This is a genomic window from Streptomyces sp. NPDC026062 (assembly GCF_055568375.1).
The window spans coordinates 26,438-44,539 of the sequence record NZ_JBVHOQ010000052.1; the positions used below are offsets into that span (position 1 = coordinate 26,438).

Consider the following 18,102-nt stretch of genomic DNA (forward strand, 5'->3'; position numbering starts at 1 on the left):
CTGATGAGCAGGATGTCGTCGCTGTACGCGTCCGCGAAGCGCGGCTCGATGCCGGGAAGGAGGTCCGCCGGCCGATGTCTGCGCATGCGTGCCCCGAGGGGGCGGCCAGACCCTCGGACTCGCGTTCTCGTGCTCGCAGGCGCCGCACGCCCGGGATCGCCGGGCGCGGGGTTCCCCGGACCGCGTCGCTCAGGCGCCTGCCTCGATGCGCCCGGCGCACACCGTGGCGCCTGCCTGGGAGAAGAGGACGCGCCACCGGGAGGACGCCTGCGGTCCGGCGCATGGAACGGCGCGTACCCGCACGGACGCGTCCAGGGTGCACAGCCGGGGGAAGGACAGGTGCAGCGCGCGCACTCCGCCGTGCGGTGCGCACAGACCGAGCACGAGCTGCCGGGCTGCCTCCGCGAACAGCCGTCCCGTCACGTGGTCCGCGGACGCGGGCAGCAGGTAGGGATGCGGCCCGGACACGCGCAACACGGCATGGGCGCCACCCCCGTCCTCCCGCTCGACCTGCGCCAGGACCTGATTCTCAGGCCGGGACCTGACCCGTCCTGCGGGGGCATGGGGCTCGCTCGGAGGCGGCAGGTATCCGGCCCGGACGACCCCGGCGCCCCGCCAGTTCCGGTAGAGGGCGTTCTCCAGCACCCCGGCACCGGTCTCGCCGTCCGCCACCACCTGTCCGTCCGGCGACCGGAGCACGCAAGAGCGACCACCCGCCGGGTGCGTCCCGTCCGGCTGGTCCGGAGCTGTTCGACGAGACAGGTCGCCAGCAGTCCCCCGGGGAGGGGCTGGAGCGGCGGGCCGGTCAGGACACGACTGCTCGACGAGGTGTTCAGCGGGACCTCCCGGGGCCGTAGAAGCCCTGTGTGCTGGAGGGTCGCGTAGGCGCACTGCTCCACCACCGAACGGAGCAGAAGGGCGTCGTCCGGGAGGCTGTCGGCGCCCCGGTCGCCGAACAGGTCGTGCGCCTCGGGAACCCGTACGCGGAAGGAGAGTCCGTTCGGCAGCACGGCGTCGTGGACGAGGAGGACGTCGCAGGGGCGCCTCACACCGGTCAGGGCGGCGGCCACCTCGGTGCCCGGCTCCGGGCCGTCCGGCGCTTCGTCGGGGTCTTGTCGTCGGGCGCTCCGGGGCTGCTCCTGCATGATGAGGCACCTCCGTGGTCTCGGGTGAGAGAGGGGATCAGGACGAAGCGGTCGACCCGGACCCTGAGGTCAGAGACGCCAGGTGGGCCCGGCGGACCGGCGCCGTCTGCCCCTGGACGAGCATGAACAGGCTCTCCCTGGCCAGCGGTTGCGCCGGGTGGTCCAGGTCCGTCGCACGGCCGCCGCCCGCGACGACCGCCGCCGTGGTCACCGTGCGCAGCAGGTCGAGAGCGCGCAGGCGCAGAGCGGTGCGCTCGGGAACACCGTGTTCCGGTGCGGGATGGTCGGCCAGGGCGTAGGCGCGCCGGCGGACCGCGGCCAGTTCGGTCCGCAGTCCGCGCGCGGTCATGGCGGCCTCCGTGCCGGTCGCCTCCAGCACCCGCAGAGCGGCCTCGGCGACGCCGAAGACGGCAGGGGAGACGTTCGAGGCGCGCGCGAGGTCCGTACCGGCCCACCGCTCCCCCGGTATTCGCAGGACGACGGACTCCTGCGGCACCCACAGGCCGTCCAGCCGGAGCGAGACCGTGCGGGAGGACGACACGGCGACCAGCCGCAGGGGGTCCGACGCACACAGCCCTTCCTCGCCGGTTCCGGCGAACGCGAGGACCACCTCGCCGTCGGCGTCGACTCCGGCCAGCAGCATCACGTCGTTCAGCCCCCAGCCGGTGTACCAGGGGACCGTGCCGTCGAACCGCCAGCCGCCGCGGTCGGCGGTGGCCCGCACCGGGACCCGGGGAACGAGCGGACGTGGGCGTACGCGACTCCCGCCAGCAGCCTGCCGCTCGCCAGCTCCGGAAGCAGCCGCTCCTTCGCCGGACCGTCCGACGCGGCGAGCAGCCTCAGCGGGGACTGATGCTGGGCCTGTACGAACCAGGTCGTGCAGCAGCCGGTGGCCAGGGCCTCCTGGATCTCTCGCGCGACCGCGTCGGGGACTCCGGCTCCTCCGTACTCCCGCGGAGCGCTCACCCCCAGTAGCCCGGAGGCGCGCAGCGCGTCCAGGTGGGCGGCGGGGAGGCCGTCCCTGTCGACGCTCTGGGCGGCTGGGGCCAGTAGATCCTTTGAGAGACGGCGGGCCCGGACGAGAAGGGGGTGGTCCTGATCGCCTTCCATCGGAACTCCTCGGTCGGTGGGGCGACGGGGATGATCCGACCGTACCCACTCGCCGGACAGGAGGAGGGCAATCAGGAGAGGTCCACGCGGTCGGGGGACGGGTCGGCACGACGGTCCGGCCTCCGGAGCGGAGATGTCATGGCCCCGCGCCCTTCCCTCCCTCGGGGGGCCACCGTGGTGGCCGCCGTCGGCACCGTCACCGCAGGGCTGGGGCAGGGCGCCGTCTTCACCAACGTGATCGTCAAACCGGCGCTCAACCTGACCGCCTGCGCCTCGGGCGGTCTCGCCCAGCTCACCGGCCCGGCGACCCTCACGCTGCTGCTCTGACGAGTGTCGAGCGGGTCACTGCCGCCCCGGCCCCGGACCGCCTCTCCCGTTCCTCCGAATGAGCCTTCACGACCCTCCGGCGTCTCCTGGCCCCCGGTTGCCCTCTCCCTGGTCCCGCTCGCGGCCTCCGTCACACGCCGGAGGCGTCGGTGACAGCACCGGGCCCAGGGGCCGCACCGAGAAGAAGGAACTGAGCCCGCCCATGCCCGGTCGCCCCATCTCACCGCCCGCGCTGTCGTGGCTGGATATTGTTGGTCATTAAGATATGGCCGTGACGAAAACGCACGTGGTGGCGGCACTGGCCTTCGATGGAATGGCGCCCTTCGAGCTGGGCGTGGTGGTGGAGGTCTTCGGCTTGTCCCGGCCGGAGCTGGGAGACCTGCCCTGGTACGAGCTGCGGGTGTGCGCCGAGGAGCCCGGCCAGGATCTGCGGGCGGTCGGTGGGTTCACGCTGCGCGTCGAGCACGGACTCGATGCGCTGGCCGCGGCGGACACGGTGATCGTGCCGGGGGTGGCCAAGGTCGGGGCGGAGGTCTCGCCCGCCCTGGTGGAAGCGCTGCTGCGGGCCCATGCGCGCGGGGCGCGCTTGGTGTCGATCTGCTCGGGGGCGTTCGCGCTGGCCGCGACCGGGCTGCTGGAGGGCCGTAGCGCCACCACCCACTGGCGCTACGCCCGCGCGCTCACCGAACGGCATCCCGGGATCGAAGTCGATCCCGACGTGCTGTACGTCGACAACGGCGATGTCCTCACCAGCGCGGGCAGCGCGGCCGGTATCGACCTGTGCCTCTACCTGGTCCGGGCCGATCACGGCGCGTCCGTCGCCAACGCGGTGGCGCGCCGCTTCGTCGTTCCGCCGCACCGCGAGGGCGGGCAGGCCCAGTTCATCGAGGCTGCGGTGGGAGAGATCGGTCCCGAGGACGACGGCGTCACGCACAGCATGAACTGGGCACTGCGTCAACTGCACACCCCGCTGTCCGTGTCCGCCCTGGCCCAGGCCGCGTGCATGTCGGAACGCTCATACCTGAGGCACTTCAGCCGCCGCAACGGCGTGAGCCCCATGCGCTGGGTCATCGCCCAGCGAGTGGCTGCCAGCCTGCCACTGCTCGAATCCGGCGAGGGCACCGTCGACGAGGTCTCCGCCGCGGTCGGCTTCGACAGCACCGCGACGTACCGGCACCATTTCACCCGCCAGATGCGGACGACGCCGACGGCCTACCGCAAGACGTTCACCCGCGTCTCCGCGCTCCCCTGAGGGTCACGCCGTACGACTGGCGGAATCTTGGCGACTTCAGACGTTTACGCCACTCGTAGGGCGGGCCCAGGGATCGGAGGATGGAGCCGTCGCCGGCCGGGGGACACCCGACACGGTCCACCCGGCCTCGTCCCGACCAGCAAGAACAAGAGGTTCCCGCCCTATGCCCGTCACCGCTTCCGCAGAGATCACCAGCGTTGTCCTGAGCGTGCCCGCCGCCACCCCGGCCGAGGCCGCAGCCCACTACGCCGCCCGTCTCTCCTTCGAGGCGGATGTCTCCGACGTCCACGCCGATCTGGCATCCGGCGCACCCGGCATCGTGGTGGTCGACACCCGCAGCAATGCCGCCTGGGACCAGGGTCACATCCCCGGCGCCATCCACATCCCCACCGCGCGGATCGCCGACCTGGCGCCGCGCCTGATCGACCCGGCCCGGACCGTGGTCACCTACTGCTGGGGCCCCGGCTGCAACGGCGCGACCCGTGCGGCGCTGGCCTTCGCCCGCCTCGGACACCAGGTCAAGGAAATGCTCGGCGGCTTCGAGTACTGGGTACGCGAGGGATTCGCCTACGACTCCGCCACCGGTGCCGAGCAGCGTCCTGTCGACGACCTGACCGCCCCGCGTTCGGGAATCTCCTGCGCATGCTGAAGGACACCGCACGGCCGGACGGCGTGATCCGTCCGGCCATCGCGGCCGACCTGCCGGCGATAGCTCTCCTGTGCGCCGCCCATGCCGCCTTCGAGCGCGCCGAACCCGTGCCCGCTGATCTCGCCACCCGTCTGGAGCCCGTGCTGTTCTCAGTACATCCGAGAGCGTGGTGTCTCGTGGTCGACCGCGGCGGCGAACTGATTGGTTACGCCACCTGCTCCCGCGAGTTCTCCACCTGGCAGGCAACCGACTACGTGCACCTGGACTGCCTGTTCGTCACCGAACCGCACCGAGGCGAGGGCTGGGGGCGCGCGCTGCTCAACGCCGTGAAGGACGCGGCAGCAGCCCGCGGCGCCGCACAGATGCAGTGGCAGACCCCCGACTGGAACACCGATGCCATCTGTTTCTACCACCACGTGGGGGCCCAAGCCCGGTCCAAGATCAGGTTCTCACTCCCCACTCGCCCGGCAGAAGACCTGCCCCGAGCGCCCGTGGACGGTCACGCCGTCCGGCTGTAGCCGTCCGGACCTTGCCGGTGTGCGCCACGGGGCGGCGGACGGGAGGCGGCGGGCCTACGTTCGCGTGAATCCTTGGCTCCGTTCCACTTTCGCCACGTGCAGCGTGTAGCTCCGATACCACTCGGCACGTCCGCGCTTCTGCGCCGCACGGTGCTCGGCGTTGGTCCGCCACTCGGTCAGGGCATCGGCGTCCCGGAAGTACCCGACGGTGATGCCCAGACCGCCAGGAGTCTGTGCGTGATCCATCCCCAGGAACCCCGGGACGTTCTTCACCAGGTCTTCCATACGGGCATTCGTCTCGCTGTAGCCGCCCTGCTCGGGCGACCGCACAGCAGTGAAGACAGCAACGTAGTAAGGAGGTTCAAAGGCTTCGACGGGCCTGGCGGACACTTCCGGTTGCTCGCTCATCGCGTCACCGTAAGGCGGGACGTGCCGGACGATCCAGCGTCTTTTGCGACGGTTGTGGCCGGCGCCGAGCTCGCGTGGCTGGTGTGCCCGTTCGTACGCGGGTTTTCCGGCGGCGCAGGCGATGGCTCCTGCCGGGGCTACTTGGCGCCGCGCTCCCGACGCGCGCGTTCGAAGTCGGCATTCTGCATCCAGGGACCGTGCTGATCGAGTGCGGCGCAGCCGCCGAGAACGAAGGCGCTCACCATGTTCCGGTACTCGCCGATCCCGTCGACCAGGCTGTACTCGACCCGGTACTCCGGATCCGACCCGCTCTCACCCTCGCGCACCGTGGTGATCCGGGCGATGGAGTCCGCGTAGAAGTGGAGCTGGATCCCTTCGCCCATCCTCTCGTCCTCGATGGTGAACACCTTGTTGTCCGAGGCGGAGCGATCGCCGACGAACTCCCAGAACTCCGCGCCGGCGGTGCGAGGGGAGCCCGAGCTCCACTGCTTCTCGACGCCTTTGTCGTCGGTGAACGACAGGACCGTCTTCCGCGCACTCTCACCGAAGCCGGTGCGGTCGGCGACAGCCTCCTCGGCATCGTCCATGGACATGTTCCTGGAGCGGCCTGCGGCCTCCGAGCACATCAGGAAGACCACGGTACGCACCGCGTCGTCGACGACCTCGGGATGTGCGCGGCGCACGGCCGCGTCGACCGCCGTCGCCATCCGATCCCAGTCGCGCTTGTCCGTGGCGTGCTTTCCCCGTCGCGGATCGCGGCCGATCCGCATCCCGGCGCACGCCTGCTCCGCAGTGGCGATCACACGCATGACCTCGGACAGCAGCGTGGGGTCGACGGCGCCGGGCATCCGTCCGGGAACCGTCGAGCCGTGCAGATACTGGCCCGTGTACTTCAGAATCGCGGCGTCGAGCGGACCGAGTACGGTTCCGCGCTCGGCGCGACGGCGGTTCGCGTGGTACTCCGCAGCTCGTTTCCCGTTCGACGTCTCTGTCGCCGCGCGCATGGCCGTACAGACCTGACCGCGTTCGAGCGAACCGATGTCAGCCCCATGGGCTATGAGCCGGCTTCTGTCCCACCGGATGCGGCGGAAGAGAGCGTCCACATCCGAGGGCGGGGAGAGGAGGACCGGATCCAGGAGCGCGACGGCGGCGGTCTCGTCGAGCCGGCCCCGGGTGCCGGCGTCGTCGCACAGGGGAAGGACCGCACTCCACAGCAGCAGGTGTCTGGCCAGGTCCTCCCGGATCACCGCAAGATGGGCTTCCCCGATCGGGAAGGTGAACGTGCGGGGTTCATGGTTGGCGTCGGCCCCGGCACCGAGCATCAGCCTCAGCTCACCGTCCTCGCGGATCACCTTCGGGATCCAGCCGCCGTCGCGCGTGAAAACGGTGTCTCTCATGGGCTCAGTCTTCCCCATGGGACGAGAGCAGCGGATGCCGGTCGTCCGGTGCTTCGGTCAGGACACCGGCCGGCCGTGCGGCATTCGGCCGAGAAGCGGACGGACGACCCGGCGCAAGGCATGTCAACCGCCCTGCCCCGGCGCAAGTGGCCTGCCGCACCGCAGGCTCCACCGCCCCGACCTGCCGCTGAGCTCCGTGAGCGTCAGCGGTGCGATATCGATCCGCCAGAACGACTGAGGCGGAACGGCCAGCGCATGGACGACCGAGGCCCTGACCACGGCGGGTTCGGCCACCACGAGCACCCGTCCCGGGCCACCGCCGTCCAGCTCGTCGAGCCACGCCCCTGCCCGCGCGCACAGTTCCTCCAAGGACTCGCCATCATGCGGTGCGGCGGAGGGATCCGCGAGCCAGGACGCCACACCTTCCGGCTCGCTCGCGCTCACCTCGTCCAGCCGGGCGCCCGTCCAGCGTCCCAGATCCCAGTCGTGAAGCGAGAGTTCGGGGAGGGAGCGCACCCCGAGCGCGTCGGCGGTGAGCGTGCAGCGCCGGGACGGTCCGTGCAGGGCCCGGTCCGCCGCAGGCAACGTGCCCGCCGCGGAACGCGCCAGCCGGAGGCCGGACTCGTCGAGCGACGCGTCACCCGCGAACCGGGCCTCACGCAGCGCGGCGTTCATCGCCGGTGAGATCAACATCACCCGTACCGTCATGCTCGCCCTCAACTCCCTGAACCAGGGCCACTTGGCCAACCCCACCATGGCATCGGGGCCCGTCGGCCCGCACACCGGCACCATGGCGGCACCCGCTCCCAGGCGGTATCGTCGCGACGACATGACGAAGGTGTGACGGAAGTCCGGTGAGAATCCGGCACGGTCGCGCCACTGTGAACCCGTTTCCGTACGGGAAGTCAGACCCAGCACCTTCGTCTCAGGCACCACGATCGGGACGCGTGTTCCCTCAGGAGGTTCTGCCATGGCTCAGACTGCTGCCCCCGCGACAGCCGTACCCGCCATCACCCCCATCTCGCTGAAGACCATTGCCCCTTGGGCGGTCTTCTTCGGCGTCGTCATGCTGATCCTGCTGTACTTCGTCGGCGCCGAGCAGGGCGCCACCGCGCTCATCTCGGGCGAAGGCGTGCACGAGTGGGTCCACGACGGCCGCCACCTTCTCGGTTTCCCCTGCCACTGATCCATCCGGCTGATCCAGGGGAATCCCTCATGAACTCCATATCTGTCAGAGCTCTGCTGGTCCGCGGCATGCTGGCCGGCCTGGTGGCGGGTGCTCTCGCACTGCTCGTCGCCTACTTCCTCGGCGAGTCCCGTGTCGACGCGGCCATCGCCCTCGAAGAGACACACAGCCATGACCACGGCGGCGGCGAGGAACTCGTCAGCCGCACCATGCAGTCCACCGCCGGCCTGGCCACCGGTGTACTCGTCTTCGGCGTCGCCGTCGGCGGCATCGCCGCGCTCGTCTTCTGTTACGCCCTCGGCCGGATGGGCCGCTTCGGCCCGAGGGCGACGGCTGCGCTGATCGCGGGAGCGGCCTTGCTGACCGTGTACATCGTGCCGTTCCTGAAGTACCCGGCGAATCCGCCGGCGGTCGGCAACCCGGACACCATCGGCCGACGTACCACGCTGTTCTTCCTGATGGTGGTGCTCAGCGTGTTGCTGGCCGTGGCCGCCGTCATCCTCGGCAAGCGCCTGGCCCCACGCCTGGGCAACTGGAACGCCACCATCGCCGCAGCCGCGGGCTATGTGCTGGTGACCGGGCTGGCCTACGCCTTCCTTCCCTCGTTCAACGAGGTCGGAAAGGACTTCCCGGCAGCTCTGCTCTGGGAGTTCAGGCTGGCCACGCTCGCGGTGCAGGTCACGCTCTGGACCACCTTCGGGCTGGTCTTCGGATATCTCACCGAACGGCTGCTGGTGCCGAAACCGGTTGCGGTCACGGACGGCGCGGCGAACCTGCCGGCGACCGTCGCGGGCTGAACCCCGGCGCGACGACGGGCCCGGCACGCGGGACCTGAACGGCGTGCCGGGCGCGGAGAAGGGTGTGCACCGCGTCGACAGCATGCCCGGAGCCCGCCGGGGAGAGGTCCGGCGGGCTCCGGGCATGCGCGGGAGCCGTCTCACGCCTGACGGGCGGACCCGTCCCAGTCGGTCCTGTAGTACCTGAGCTGCGTGTCCTCCTTCACCAGGCGCATGCCTGCCGCGGTCATGACGCGCTGGGAGGCGATGTTGTCGAGGTCGGCGTCCCCGTGTACGCAGACGACGCCCCGGTCGCGGGCGAACCGCAGCAGCGCGCGAAGCGCCTCCGAGGCGTACCCACGGCCGTGCACCGACTCCACGAGCCCGTAACCGATCGTGACGTGCTCCCTCTCGTCGGGCGGTCCGTGAAACCCCACGCCCCCGATCACCAGTCCGTCCTCGCGGCGCCGTATGCCGTACGGGCCGTAGGGAGTGGGATCACCGGCTTCGGCGCAGGTGTCCAGGAACCGCCTGGCCGCCCTCATCTCGCCCGGTGAGGGATAGCCCGGAGCCCAGTGCACACCGTCGGCCGGCAGGCCCGCGGCCACCTGTCCGGCGTCGGCAACGGTCATCGGATACAGAAGCAGGCGTGGTGTGACGAGGTCGGTCATGCCCCGGGAAGTATCACGCGGCGCGGCCGGGCCGCACCCGGATTTCCGGGTGCGGCCCGATGGGCCCGGCGACCGCCGAGGTCACGCGCCGTCGGCCGGCGGGAAGTCCCCGGCCAGCGCGGCGGCCATCCGCAGCTGTGTGTCGGCCTCGGCCTGTCGGCCCTGGCGCTCCAGTGTGCGGCCCAGCATCAGCCGCGCGTACTGCTCGACGGGGTCGCGCTCCAGCACCTCGCGCAGCTCCGCCTCGGCCCGCCCGAGCCGCGCCGAGTGGTAGTACGAGCGCGCCAGCAGCAGCCGCGGCGCGACCTGCTCCGGCACCTCCTCGACGAGCCCGCCCAGAATCCGGGCCGCGGTCGTGTACTCCTTCGAGCCGAAGAAGAACTGCGCACGGTCCCAGCGTTCGGCAGCGGTACCGAACTCGTAGTAGGTGTCGCTCATGTGATCTCCTCGGTCGAGATGCCGCCGGGCTGTTCCCGTACGCGTCCACACCCCCCAACACGCATCAATGGTTTAACATTCCACTAAATATTCGGCGTGGGTGCCGCCCGCCCGGAGTCGCACGGGAATAGGTTGAGCGTCATGAGCAATCTCGATCGTCAGGCCGCACTCTCCGTCTGCGGAGGCAGGGGCTTCGTCGTCGCCGAACCCGTACGTGAACTTCTCACCCCGCGACATGTCCGGCTCGGCGAGTCCACCGAGGTCCGCAGGCTGCTGCCCAACCTGGGCCGCCGCATGGTCGGGGCCTGGGCCTTCGTCGACCACTACGGCCCCGACGACATCGCCGACGAGCCCGGGATGCAGGTGCCGCCCCACCCGCACATGGGCCTGCAGACGGTCAGCTGGCTGCACGAGGGCGAGGTCCTGCACCGCGACAGCCTGGGCAGCCTCGAGACGATCCGCCCGCGCGAACTCGGTCTGATGACGTCCGGCCGTGCCATCAGTCACTCGGAGGAGAGCCCCAGGCCGCACGCGTCGCTCCTGCACGGCGCCCAGCTCTGGGTCGCCCTGCCCGATGCCCACCGCAACGTCGAACCGCACTTCCAGCACCACACGGACCTGCCGACCGTCACCGCCCCCGGCCTGACGGCCACGGTGATCCTGGGCACCCTCGACGGCGCCACGTCGCCCGGTACCGCCTACACCCCGATCGTCGGCGCCGACCTCGCCCTGAGCCGGGGCGCCGAAGCCCGGCTTCCGCTCGACCCGGACTTCGAGTACGCCGTGCTGTCGATGTCCGGCGAGGCCGAGGTCGACGGCGTCCCCGTACTGCCCGGCTCCATGCTCTACCTCGGCTGCGGGCGCACGGAGCTCCCCCTGCGCGCGGAGTCCGACGCGGGTCTGATGCTCCTGGGCGGTGAGCCCTTCGCGGAGGAGATCGTCATGTGGTGGAACTTCGTGGGCAGGAACCAGGACGACATCGCGAAGGCCCGTGAGGACTGGATGAACGGCGACCGGTTCGGCAACGTGCGGGGCTACGACGGCGCTCCGATCCCGGCTCCGGTGCTGCCCCCGGTGCCCTTGAAAGCGCGCGGTCGCGTGCGGTGACCTGCCCCCTTGTCCGATCACGTGTGCCAGGACTGATGCTGCCCTTTGCCGACTTCCTGACCGTTTGTCAGTTGTGAGTTGAATGCGGTCGGCGATGCCTCACCGCGGGGCGGCGTGGACGTCGGGTGGTGGGGGGGGGGGGGGGGGGCGGGGGGGCCCCCCCCCCCCCCCCCCCCGGGGGGGGGGGGGCCGGGGGGCCCCCCGGGGGGGGGGGGGGGGGCGGGGGGGGGGGGGGGGGCCCCCCGGGCCCGCCCCCCCCCCCCACCACCCGATCCGGGGTGCGTCGCAGCGCGTCTTCCACCGGGGGAGCGGTGGTCAGGACGGGCGGTTCGTGTCCGGGATGCTGATGGCGATCGGCTTGGCCTCGCCGAGGAAGAGCAGGACGAACTGGCGGATCGCCTCTTCCAGCGTCCAGGCGACGGACGGTATGACGGGAAAGGAGATCAGTCCCTCGCGGAAGGCGACCAGCAGGGGCCAGGCGGCTGCGATCAGAGGCTTCAGGACGGGCTCCTTGGACAGCCCGATCATGTCCCCGACCCGGTCGCCGAGCGTGTACCTGGCGAACGCGCTGATCAGGGGACGGGTGAGGCCGAGATCGAGTTCGGCCACGATGTCGAGGAGGACTTCGGTCAGTGCCACCCCCTCGTCACTCGCGGCCAGGATCGGGTCGAGGACCTGGGCGGACTGGGCGTTGGCCGCGTCCCATGTGGCCGGGATGTACTCCTGCCGCACGCCGAGCATGGCGGCGCTGACCTGCCACACATGCAGATAGGCGTCGGAGTCGGCGGTGCTGACTTTCACGCGCCAGTCCTTGAGCCTCTGCATGACGAACGTGGCCAGGCTGTGCCAGGTGACGAGGATGTCCGCCTGACTGATCGGTATGGTCTGGCCGCCGCTCGTCTGCGTCCACCCGGGAGACTGGGGGAGCAGGTGCCGTACGGCGGCGTGCACCATCCGGGTCTTCACGCACGTCACGATCATCGAGCCCGTCGGCTGGTACGCGTCCAGGTCCCCGATGTCGTAGCCGAGTCTCGCGGTCTTGGCGATGCGGTCCTTCATGTCCGCCCCGCCCTTGGAGTAGTACACCGCGCGCGCCTCGCGGGGGATGGCGGTACTCATCATGCCGCTGCCGAGGCCGTACAGTGCCCCGACGTAGATCCCCTTCGTCTTGCTGAACCGGGAACCGCGGTCGAGCTTCGTACGGTCCGCCCAGGACGGGAGCCGACGGGCCGTCTCCATGAAGTCCCGTACATCTGAGGGTAATTCGGCGGGCAGGGCCTGATCGTTACGGGTCCACTTGGCCAGTGCGGCATTGACCCTGGCCACGTCGCCCCGGTCGATGACGGCTGCCAGGACCGGGTCGGCCTCGTCGTCCCACACCCATTCGGGGTCCGCGCCGGCGCCCGCGCCCGCCACTGAGCCGGCCGGCGGCCAGGTCCACAGGGGCCGGGCCCCTGCGGGTGAAGCCATGCTCAGTGCTCCGGCGGCGCCGAGGGCTCCGCCGGCCAGTAACATCTTTCGTCTGCTCAGCCCGTCCATGTGATCGAACTCCTCTGTGGGTGCTGGTTGTTGCGTCCGTCGAGCATGTTGCCGAGATTCTGCGGAGCTCTGCCGCGTCCGGTCGAAGTCCACAGGTCTCGCGGGGCGTGCGGGGGTTCCCGCTCGGCCTGCACATGCGGTGAGGCCCCTCGTGAGTGCTGAAGCCCGTACGGTCCCGGGGTGTGCGGCGGTTGGCGGTGGCGGAGTGCTGCGGCCTGCCGTGAGCCCTCTGGGCTTTTGAGGGGGAGGGATCGGTGGCCGGGCCCGTGGTCCGGGATCAGCCTGTCTGCTTGCCCCGGCCGTGCGTCGGCGGCCCCTGACACGTCACTCGGTGGTGCGGCACCATCACTTGTTCGCGACGGCAGGCGTCGTGTCGACTGTCGATCTCTCAAGACCTCTGTGATTGACCATTGACTTATCTGCCTCCCGGGAGATCGCATCAGTGATAACTAGACCGTATCTAAAGCGAGTTGTGCGTCATGTTTTCTGTTGGTGCTGTGGATTGATGTGATTTCTCATTAACATAGCGAGCATCGCCGCAGTCGGCAACGGTCGTGACGATGCTCGGCACGAAGGCTGACCGCATGGGGGGAGGCCGCCGTTCCGAGTGATCACGTACGAGAGGCCGTCCGGCCCCCAAAGGGGAATGATCGGAGTGGAGACGGGCGATGGTGTAACGCTCGGCCACTGGCTCGTCGAGCTCGGCTCCGGGGCCGGTGGGTTCGAGGACGGCACGCACGACGGCGACTGCTTCCGCGAGCGGCAGCAGACCGTCGGCGTCCGAGACCCCTGCCGTCGGCACCGGTGCGGTTGCCGGGGGCGCGCGAAAGCGGTGGCTGTTCCGGACCAGGCCGAGCGAGCCCGCCGTGTCGCGGTTGCTGCTCTGCGGGCGGGGCAGGGTGTTCCGGGTGAGTGACCGGTCGAGCCCGGCGAAGGCTGTACGCGGTCTCGGTGAGGTCCACCAGGCTGTCGGCCACCGCCGGCAAGGGGTCGAGGTACTGACACTTGCGCGGCCGCGGATGCCTGTGTCGAGGGCGCCTCCGCGCGTCCCGCTGCGCCACGGCCTCGTGGTCATCGCCGGCACGGTCCCCACAACCGCGTGCCGTCAACCTATGAGGTCCGAGCTGGGCGCGCATGCCTGCCGTTCCTAGATTGGCTCCACACCAACGCAGAAGGAGGAAGTGACATGAAGAAGCTGGAGCAGGCCGAGGAGCAGGCTGTGAAGCCGCGCGACGCCGAGCAGGAACTGGCGGAGAAGATGGTGATCAAGGTGCGCAAGCTCGATCGCCTGGAGACCACGGCAGTCCGTCAGGACCCGAGCTCCGAGTACTGATATCGGCGATGGAGCGGTGCGGGTGCGGTCATCGGCTGACCCGCACCGCTCCATCGGCACATCTGGAACTCCCCGAGAGATTGGTGGCGCACCAGTGCGACTCCCGAAGATCAAGCCTCCGCACCGTCCGATCCGGTGGGACGACGGCACGCTGTGGATGGGCAGCGTCCACTACGGTCTCGGCTACGAGGTCGAGGACCCCACCGGCCTGATCTGGCAGGTGGCACAGCTCTTGGACGGATCCCGGACCAGTGAGCAGGTCGTCCACGAGGTGGTCCGCGAGGGCCGCGCGGATCAGGGCAGTGTGCTGCGGGTACTCGACTTCCTGCTGAGTTCCGGATCGGTCGAGGACGCCGGCACGGAAATCCCGGCCAACCTCACCGAGCGGGATGTGGACCGTTACAGCCGGAGTACCAACTGGCTCTCCTGGGTGGACCGGACGCCGCGGCCGAGTCCGCTCACTCTTCAGTCGAGGCTCAAGGAAAGTTCTGTCACCGTGATAGGCGTCGGTGGAGTGGGCTCTGCCGCTGCCGCGAGTCTGGCCGCCTCGGGTGTGGGAACCATCCACTGTGTCGACGGGGACAAGGTCGAGCTATCGAACCTGAACCGCCAGATCCTTTTCAGTGAGGACGACATCGGGCGGCCGAAGGCCGAGGCCGCGGTCGAGAGGCTGCGCCGCATCAACAGCGACATCGACATCAGTGGCACCGATCTGATGGTGACGGACGAGGACGCCGTCGAACAGAACGTGGCGGGATCCAGTCTCTTCCTGCACTGCGCCGATCGGCCCAAGGGACTTGAGTACATCTCGAACGCGGTCGCGTTCCGACTGGGCATCCCGTGGATCATGGGCTGCTACAACGGTCCGATGCTCTGCCTCTCGACCTTCGTGCCGGGCCGGACCGCGTGCTTCGCATGTCTGAGCAAGGGAGAGAAGCGCCGCCTGGAGGAGATCGGACGCTCCGCCATCCAGCGGGAGCGGACTGAGGGATTCAACCCGGTCATCGCGCCGACGGCCCAGCTGGTCGGCAACTCCATCGCGCTGGAGGCGCTCTACCTGCTGCTGGGCATGCCGGTGCAGACTCTGGGCCGCATCCTGCATCGCAACTTCCTCGACTACGAGCACCAGTACTACATGGGTGGCACGCCGCAGCCGGACTGTACGTACTGCGGGACCGACCGGTGAGGGCAGCCGCAGGTGATCGGCTCACCCTTCACGAGCTCGTCATCAGCCAGGACGTGGACGGCTGGATCGTCGGGCGGCGCGACGGCGACGAGTTCGTGGAGGTGCCGGGCGAGGCAGTGGTCTTCATCGAAGCCCTGCGCACCGGGCACACGGTTGAGGAGGCCGAACAGGCCGTGTACGAGGCCTGCGGGCAGCGGATAGCGGCGGAGGAGTTCGCCGACACGCTCATCGAGCTGGAGTTCGCCGCCTCGGTCAATGGGATCGACCTGCCCGGCCGGATCAATCCGGAGAGCTGGACCTGGCTCCGTCCGGCACTCGCCCGGTGGCTGTTCCGGCTGCCCGTCTACCTCTGTGTCGCCGGGCTGCTGATGGCTGGCATCGCCGCAGCGGTGGTGCGCGAGCAGCCGCTGCCGGGCTACCACGCCTACTTCGTCACCGGGTCGCCGGCCGCCAACGTGCTGCTGAGTGCCGCGCTGTTCGCGGCCTCGGTCGCCGTCCACGAGTCGCTCCACCTGATGGCTTCGCGCGCGGCCGGGGTCCATGCCCGCATCGGCTTCGGGACCCGTCTCCAGTTTCTCGCAGTGCAGACCACCTCCAACGGCCTGTGGGCGGCTCCCCGACGAGTCAGGTACCGGGTGTACCTGGCGGGAATGGCCGGCGACCTCTGCATTGCCGCGCTGTGCTCGATCGGGATGAACCTGGCCGACGCCGGCTCGTTCGAGGCTCGGGTGTTCCAGGCCCTGCTCCTGGCGAGGCTCGTGTCGGTGGTCTACCAGTTCTGCTTCTTCATGAAGACGGACATGTACTTCGTGGTGCAGGAGCTGATGGGCTGCAAGAACCTCTACGTGGACAGCTGGAGTTACGTCCGCCACCTCTGCGGCTTGGTCACACATCGAGCCAGGGAGGAAGGTCTCCGTCCGGTGAACCCTGTCGAGGCGCTGCCGGCGCGCGAACGCACGCCGGTGCGGGCGTACGCCGGCTTCATGGTCATCGGGTCTGTCATCTGCCTCGCACTGTTCCTCTTCTACGGGCTCCCGCTGACCGTGAACATCTTCACGACGGCCGCCACGACCGCCATGGACGGACTCGCGGACTCCGACCTCGTCCGGACCATGGACGGCCTGTCGGTGCTCGTGACCGAGGGGACGTTCCAGGTGATCTTCCTCCGGACCTTCGCGAAGAAGCACGGACCGCGACTGCGGCGCTTCCTGGGCCGCGTCTGCCGTCGTCGCGCCGCCGCGTCGGTCTGAGCTCAAGTCCGCAGCAGGAGAACCCATCTGCCCCCTGCGTCGATATGCGGAGGCTTGACGCATGGTGGAGCCGCGCTGTCCAAGGACAGGGCCGGACGCAGCTGTCACTGCCCCTCGCTCGTGGGCGCGGGAGACAGTCAGTCCGGCCTCGGCCGTGTCGGCCGTAGCGGCATTTCCCGTGAGGCGTGGATGTGCCCTCGGGTGCGGGCGTGCGGTTCGCAGTCGGGGCTGGGCCGCGAGGCCGACCGCAAGGGCTACGCCGTCAACGACGCCACTGGCAACAGGTTCACCTTTGACGCCACCCGCGCCCTGGAGCCCAGCGGCTACGTTTCGCTCCGCGGAGACCGGGGCGCCGACTCCGACGCCAAGGGCGTCGTCCACGGCCAGAACAGCAACTCCACCCTCCCGCACCGGCCTCCGACGGTTCCGGAGGTCGGTGCGCGGCAGGACGCATATGGTGGAAAGAGGTGGATTCTCACGCGTCCCGGGGGTGCCGTCGGCCACGGACGGCGGCAGCGCAGACACGGAGAGGTGACTGCCATGGCCAAGGTCTGCCGGACCCCGCGTGAGGCCGGTGCGCCTCGATGGGCGGCCGCGAAGGTCGCCCGGATCGTCGAGTGGATCGTCAAGCTGGACTACTGCTTCAGCAAGGGCGGCTGCGACGAGTTCGCCCGGGGCAACACCGGGACGGACTTCTTCGACGAGCAGTCCGACACGACGCGCTGCCGCTTCCTGGCGAGCTTCCTGGCCACGCACACACCGTCGCTCGACGGATCCTTCATCTCCGGCAGCTGCGAGACGCGGAAGAAGCCGGTCGATCCGGAGGACGACGAGAACGAGCGGTTCGCGGTGCCGGACATCATCAGCCATCAGCCCGGCGTACGCATGGAGTTCTACGAGATCAAGCCCAACTCCGACTCCGGGAGGCGGGCCGGCCGGACCAAGATCGAGACGTTTCTGTCCTTGACGGACTTCCTGGCCGAGACGGACCCCAATTTCGTGAAGTACGAAATGGGAACGCAGTTCGATCCCGACCGGTCCATCGTCTTCTACCGGCGGAACTACCTCGGCATCGTCCCGTGCAGCGTCGCGCTCCATTACCGCCGTGCCACCGAACCGGAGATCGCGAAGGGGCTCGTCGTCTACGAGATCTGCGTCGAGGTCGACGGAGAGCTGCTGGAGGCGTTCGCCAAGGCGATCATCGTGTCGGCGGTCCTCGCCGCCCTCGTCGCGCTGGCCCTCATCGCCGCCGAGCTGTTCGGCGCCGTCCTCGCGCCCGCCCTGCTCGTCTTCAACTCGCCCATGGGGGGCTCCGTGGGCCCGGACGGGGACAACGATCACCAGGACGTGCGCTACCTCCAGGCCCTGATCGACGACTGGCGGGACAGCACGGGCGGCCCGCTCATCACCGTCGACGGGGCGTTCAGCGAGGAGATGGCGGGCGCGCTGACGGAGTTCCAGGCCGCCACCGGTCTGGAGGACACGGCGGGAAGTGTGACGCCGGGTGACGCGACCGCGACGGCGCTGGAGATGACCCACCTGAACAACGTCTTCGCCGCGGCGGATCTGGGCGAAATGCAGCCGGACGGCCTTGCCGAGTTCGTCTTCCGGGAGGACCCGGACGGTGTCGACCCCGACCTGGCGGAGGAGACGGACCAGCAAGTGGCGTTCAACGCCTTCGTCCAGCAGTACCTGCAGGACGTGCGAGACAACGTCTAGGTGTACTGACCCGTGAGGTTGGGGACACGGCTGGCGGGTGGTTGGCCCTTGAGCGCGGTGTGTCCGCGGTGGTGATTGTAGGTGTGGAGCC

At 69.7% G+C, this 18,102-nt stretch carries 18 protein-coding genes, 1 pseudogene and 1 riboswitch; of the genes and pseudogenes, 11 read left to right on the forward strand and 8 right to left on the reverse strand.

Annotation, left to right across the window (positions count from 1 at the left end; genetic code table 11):
* Window positions 1–189 precede the first annotated feature (189 nt).
* Window positions 190–699 carry an AfsA-related hotdog domain-containing protein gene (locus tag ACZ4LX_RS33255; RefSeq protein ID WP_467650732.1) on the reverse strand — a complete coding sequence of 170 codons (510 nt, stop codon included), beginning with the start codon at window positions 697–699 and terminating at the stop codon, window positions 190–192.
* Window positions 700–1,182: 483 nt separating this feature from the next.
* Window positions 1,183–2,255: pseudogene (locus ACZ4LX_RS33260) on the reverse strand (acyl-CoA dehydrogenase family protein).
* 138 nt (window positions 2,256–2,393) lie between these two features.
* On the opposite strand from ACZ4LX_RS33260, the gene ACZ4LX_RS33265 reads away from it, so the two are divergent.
* From ACZ4LX_RS33265 to ACZ4LX_RS33280, 4 genes are all read left to right on the forward strand, one after another.
* Window positions 2,394–2,582: a hypothetical protein gene (locus tag ACZ4LX_RS33265; RefSeq protein ID WP_467650733.1), complete on the forward strand. Its 189-nt coding sequence runs from the start codon at window positions 2,394–2,396 to the stop codon at window positions 2,580–2,582.
* Window positions 2,583–2,853: 271 nt separating this feature from the next.
* Window positions 2,854–3,834, forward strand: a complete 981-nt coding sequence (locus tag ACZ4LX_RS33270) for a helix-turn-helix domain-containing protein (RefSeq protein ID WP_467650734.1) — start codon at window positions 2,854–2,856, stop codon at window positions 3,832–3,834.
* Between the two features lie 163 nt (window positions 3,835–3,997).
* Window positions 3,998–4,483, forward strand: a complete 486-nt coding sequence (locus ACZ4LX_RS33275; protein ID WP_467650735.1) for a rhodanese-like domain-containing protein — start codon at window positions 3,998–4,000, stop codon at window positions 4,481–4,483.
* Window positions 4,477–5,001: a GNAT family N-acetyltransferase gene (locus ACZ4LX_RS33280; protein WP_467650736.1), complete on the forward strand. Its 525-nt coding sequence runs from the start codon at window positions 4,477–4,479 to the stop codon at window positions 4,999–5,001. Before ACZ4LX_RS33275 ends, ACZ4LX_RS33280 begins: the two co-directional genes overlap by 7 nt.
* A gap of 54 nt (window positions 5,002–5,055) precedes the next feature.
* Here the strand turns inward: ACZ4LX_RS33280 and ACZ4LX_RS33285 are convergent, their stop codons facing one another.
* The 3 genes from ACZ4LX_RS33285 to ACZ4LX_RS33295 form a co-directional block, all read right to left on the reverse strand.
* Window positions 5,056–5,409 carry an antibiotic biosynthesis monooxygenase family protein gene (locus tag ACZ4LX_RS33285; RefSeq protein WP_467650737.1) on the reverse strand — a complete coding sequence of 118 codons (354 nt, stop codon included), beginning with the start codon at window positions 5,407–5,409 and terminating at the stop codon, window positions 5,056–5,058.
* Window positions 5,410–5,546: 137 nt separating this feature from the next.
* Window positions 5,547–6,806, reverse strand: coding sequence for a DUF6357 family protein (locus ACZ4LX_RS33290; RefSeq protein ID WP_467650738.1), 1,260 nt, complete (start codon window positions 6,804–6,806; stop codon window positions 5,547–5,549).
* Between the two features lie 123 nt (window positions 6,807–6,929).
* Window positions 6,930–7,514 (reverse strand): histidine phosphatase family protein, encoded by a 585-nt coding sequence (locus ACZ4LX_RS33295; RefSeq protein WP_467650750.1) that lies wholly within the window; start codon window positions 7,512–7,514, stop codon window positions 6,930–6,932.
* Window positions 7,515–7,637: 123 nt separating this feature from the next.
* Window positions 7,638–7,731: riboswitch (adenosylcobalamin (AdoCbl) riboswitch) on the forward strand.
* Between the two features lie 45 nt (window positions 7,732–7,776).
* Between ACZ4LX_RS33295 and ACZ4LX_RS33300 the strand changes: the two genes are divergently transcribed.
* Both ACZ4LX_RS33300 and ACZ4LX_RS33305 read left to right on the forward strand, forming a co-directional pair.
* Window positions 7,777–7,992, forward strand: coding sequence for a CbtB domain-containing protein (locus ACZ4LX_RS33300; RefSeq protein ID WP_467650739.1), 216 nt, complete (start codon window positions 7,777–7,779; stop codon window positions 7,990–7,992).
* 29 nt (window positions 7,993–8,021) lie between these two features.
* Entirely contained in the window at window positions 8,022–8,789 is a 768-nt protein-coding gene (locus tag ACZ4LX_RS33305; RefSeq protein ID WP_467650740.1) for a CbtA family protein, read from the forward strand.
* Between the two features lie 140 nt (window positions 8,790–8,929).
* Here ACZ4LX_RS33305 and ACZ4LX_RS33310 read toward each other — a convergent pair whose 3' ends face one another.
* Window positions 8,930–9,439, reverse strand: coding sequence for a GNAT family N-acetyltransferase (locus ACZ4LX_RS33310; RefSeq protein WP_467650741.1), 510 nt, complete (start codon window positions 9,437–9,439; stop codon window positions 8,930–8,932).
* An 81-nt stretch (window positions 9,440–9,520) separates the two neighbouring features.
* Window positions 9,521–9,877: a tetratricopeptide repeat protein gene (locus ACZ4LX_RS33315; RefSeq protein WP_467650742.1), complete on the reverse strand. Its 357-nt coding sequence runs from the start codon at window positions 9,875–9,877 to the stop codon at window positions 9,521–9,523.
* Window positions 9,878–10,018: 141 nt separating this feature from the next.
* Here ACZ4LX_RS33315 and ACZ4LX_RS33320 point away from each other — a divergent pair, with 141 nt between their 5' ends.
* Window positions 10,019–10,984 carry a pirin family protein gene (locus tag ACZ4LX_RS33320; protein WP_467650743.1) on the forward strand — a complete coding sequence of 322 codons (966 nt, stop codon included), beginning with the start codon at window positions 10,019–10,021 and terminating at the stop codon, window positions 10,982–10,984.
* A 315-nt stretch (window positions 10,985–11,299) separates the two neighbouring features.
* Here the strand turns inward: ACZ4LX_RS33320 and ACZ4LX_RS33325 are convergent, their stop codons facing one another.
* A complete protein-coding gene (locus ACZ4LX_RS33325; protein WP_467650744.1) occupies window positions 11,300–12,523 on the reverse strand; it encodes an oxygenase MpaB family protein in 1,224 nt (407 codons plus the stop codon).
* 1,186 nt (window positions 12,524–13,709) lie between these two features.
* Between ACZ4LX_RS33325 and ACZ4LX_RS33330 the strand changes: the two genes are divergently transcribed.
* The 4 genes from ACZ4LX_RS33330 to ACZ4LX_RS33345 all read left to right on the forward strand — a co-directional run bounded on the left by ACZ4LX_RS33330 (window position 13,710) and on the right by ACZ4LX_RS33345 (window position 18,011).
* A complete protein-coding gene (locus ACZ4LX_RS33330) occupies window positions 13,710–13,856 on the forward strand; it encodes a hypothetical protein (RefSeq protein WP_467650745.1) in 147 nt (48 codons plus the stop codon).
* A 94-nt stretch (window positions 13,857–13,950) separates the two neighbouring features.
* On the forward strand, window positions 13,951–15,042 hold the full coding sequence (locus tag ACZ4LX_RS33335; RefSeq protein WP_467650746.1) for a HesA/MoeB/ThiF family protein: 1,092 nt from the start codon (window positions 13,951–13,953) through the stop codon (window positions 15,040–15,042).
* Entirely contained in the window at window positions 15,039–16,292 is a 1,254-nt protein-coding gene (locus ACZ4LX_RS33340) for a hypothetical protein (RefSeq protein WP_467650747.1), read from the forward strand. The genes ACZ4LX_RS33335 and ACZ4LX_RS33340 overlap by 4 nt, the downstream gene beginning before the upstream one ends.
* 54 nt (window positions 16,293–16,346) lie before the next feature.
* On the forward strand, window positions 16,347–18,011 hold the full coding sequence (locus ACZ4LX_RS33345; protein ID WP_467650748.1) for a peptidoglycan-binding domain-containing protein: 1,665 nt from the start codon (window positions 16,347–16,349) through the stop codon (window positions 18,009–18,011).
* The last annotated feature ends 91 nt before the right edge of the window (window positions 18,012–18,102 follow it).

What these genes read in the sequence shown, in the direction of transcription:
- ACZ4LX_RS33295 (WP_467650750.1), bottom strand. Translation starts at nt 7,514, where the DNA reads ATGACGGTACGGGTGATGTTGATCTCACCGGCGATGAACGCCGCGCTG.
- ACZ4LX_RS33310 (WP_467650741.1), bottom strand. Translation starts at nt 9,439, where the DNA reads ATGACCGACCTCGTCACACCACGCCTGCTTCTGTATCCGATGACCGTT.
- ACZ4LX_RS33305 (WP_467650740.1), top strand. Translation starts at nt 8,022, where the DNA reads ATGAACTCCATATCTGTCAGAGCTCTGCTGGTCCGCGGCATGCTGGCC.
- ACZ4LX_RS33315 (WP_467650742.1), bottom strand. Translation starts at nt 9,877, where the DNA reads ATGAGCGACACCTACTACGAGTTCGGTACCGCTGCCGAACGCTGGGAC.
- ACZ4LX_RS33325 (WP_467650744.1), bottom strand. Translation starts at nt 12,523, where the DNA reads ATGGACGGGCTGAGCAGACGAAAGATGTTACTGGCCGGCGGAGCCCTC.
- ACZ4LX_RS33265 (WP_467650733.1), top strand. Translation starts at nt 2,394, where the DNA reads ATGGCCCCGCGCCCTTCCCTCCCTCGGGGGGCCACCGTGGTGGCCGCC.
- ACZ4LX_RS33320 (WP_467650743.1), top strand. Translation starts at nt 10,019, where the DNA reads ATGAGCAATCTCGATCGTCAGGCCGCACTCTCCGTCTGCGGAGGCAGG.
- ACZ4LX_RS33290 (WP_467650738.1), bottom strand. Translation starts at nt 6,806, where the DNA reads ATGAGAGACACCGTTTTCACGCGCGACGGCGGCTGGATCCCGAAGGTG.
- ACZ4LX_RS33280 (WP_467650736.1), top strand. Translation starts at nt 4,477, where the DNA reads ATGCTGAAGGACACCGCACGGCCGGACGGCGTGATCCGTCCGGCCATC.
- ACZ4LX_RS33330 (WP_467650745.1), top strand. Translation starts at nt 13,710, where the DNA reads ATGAAGAAGCTGGAGCAGGCCGAGGAGCAGGCTGTGAAGCCGCGCGAC.
- ACZ4LX_RS33300 (WP_467650739.1), top strand. Translation starts at nt 7,777, where the DNA reads ATGGCTCAGACTGCTGCCCCCGCGACAGCCGTACCCGCCATCACCCCC.
- ACZ4LX_RS33285 (WP_467650737.1), bottom strand. Translation starts at nt 5,409, where the DNA reads ATGAGCGAGCAACCGGAAGTGTCCGCCAGGCCCGTCGAAGCCTTTGAA.
- ACZ4LX_RS33275 (WP_467650735.1), top strand. Translation starts at nt 3,998, where the DNA reads ATGCCCGTCACCGCTTCCGCAGAGATCACCAGCGTTGTCCTGAGCGTG.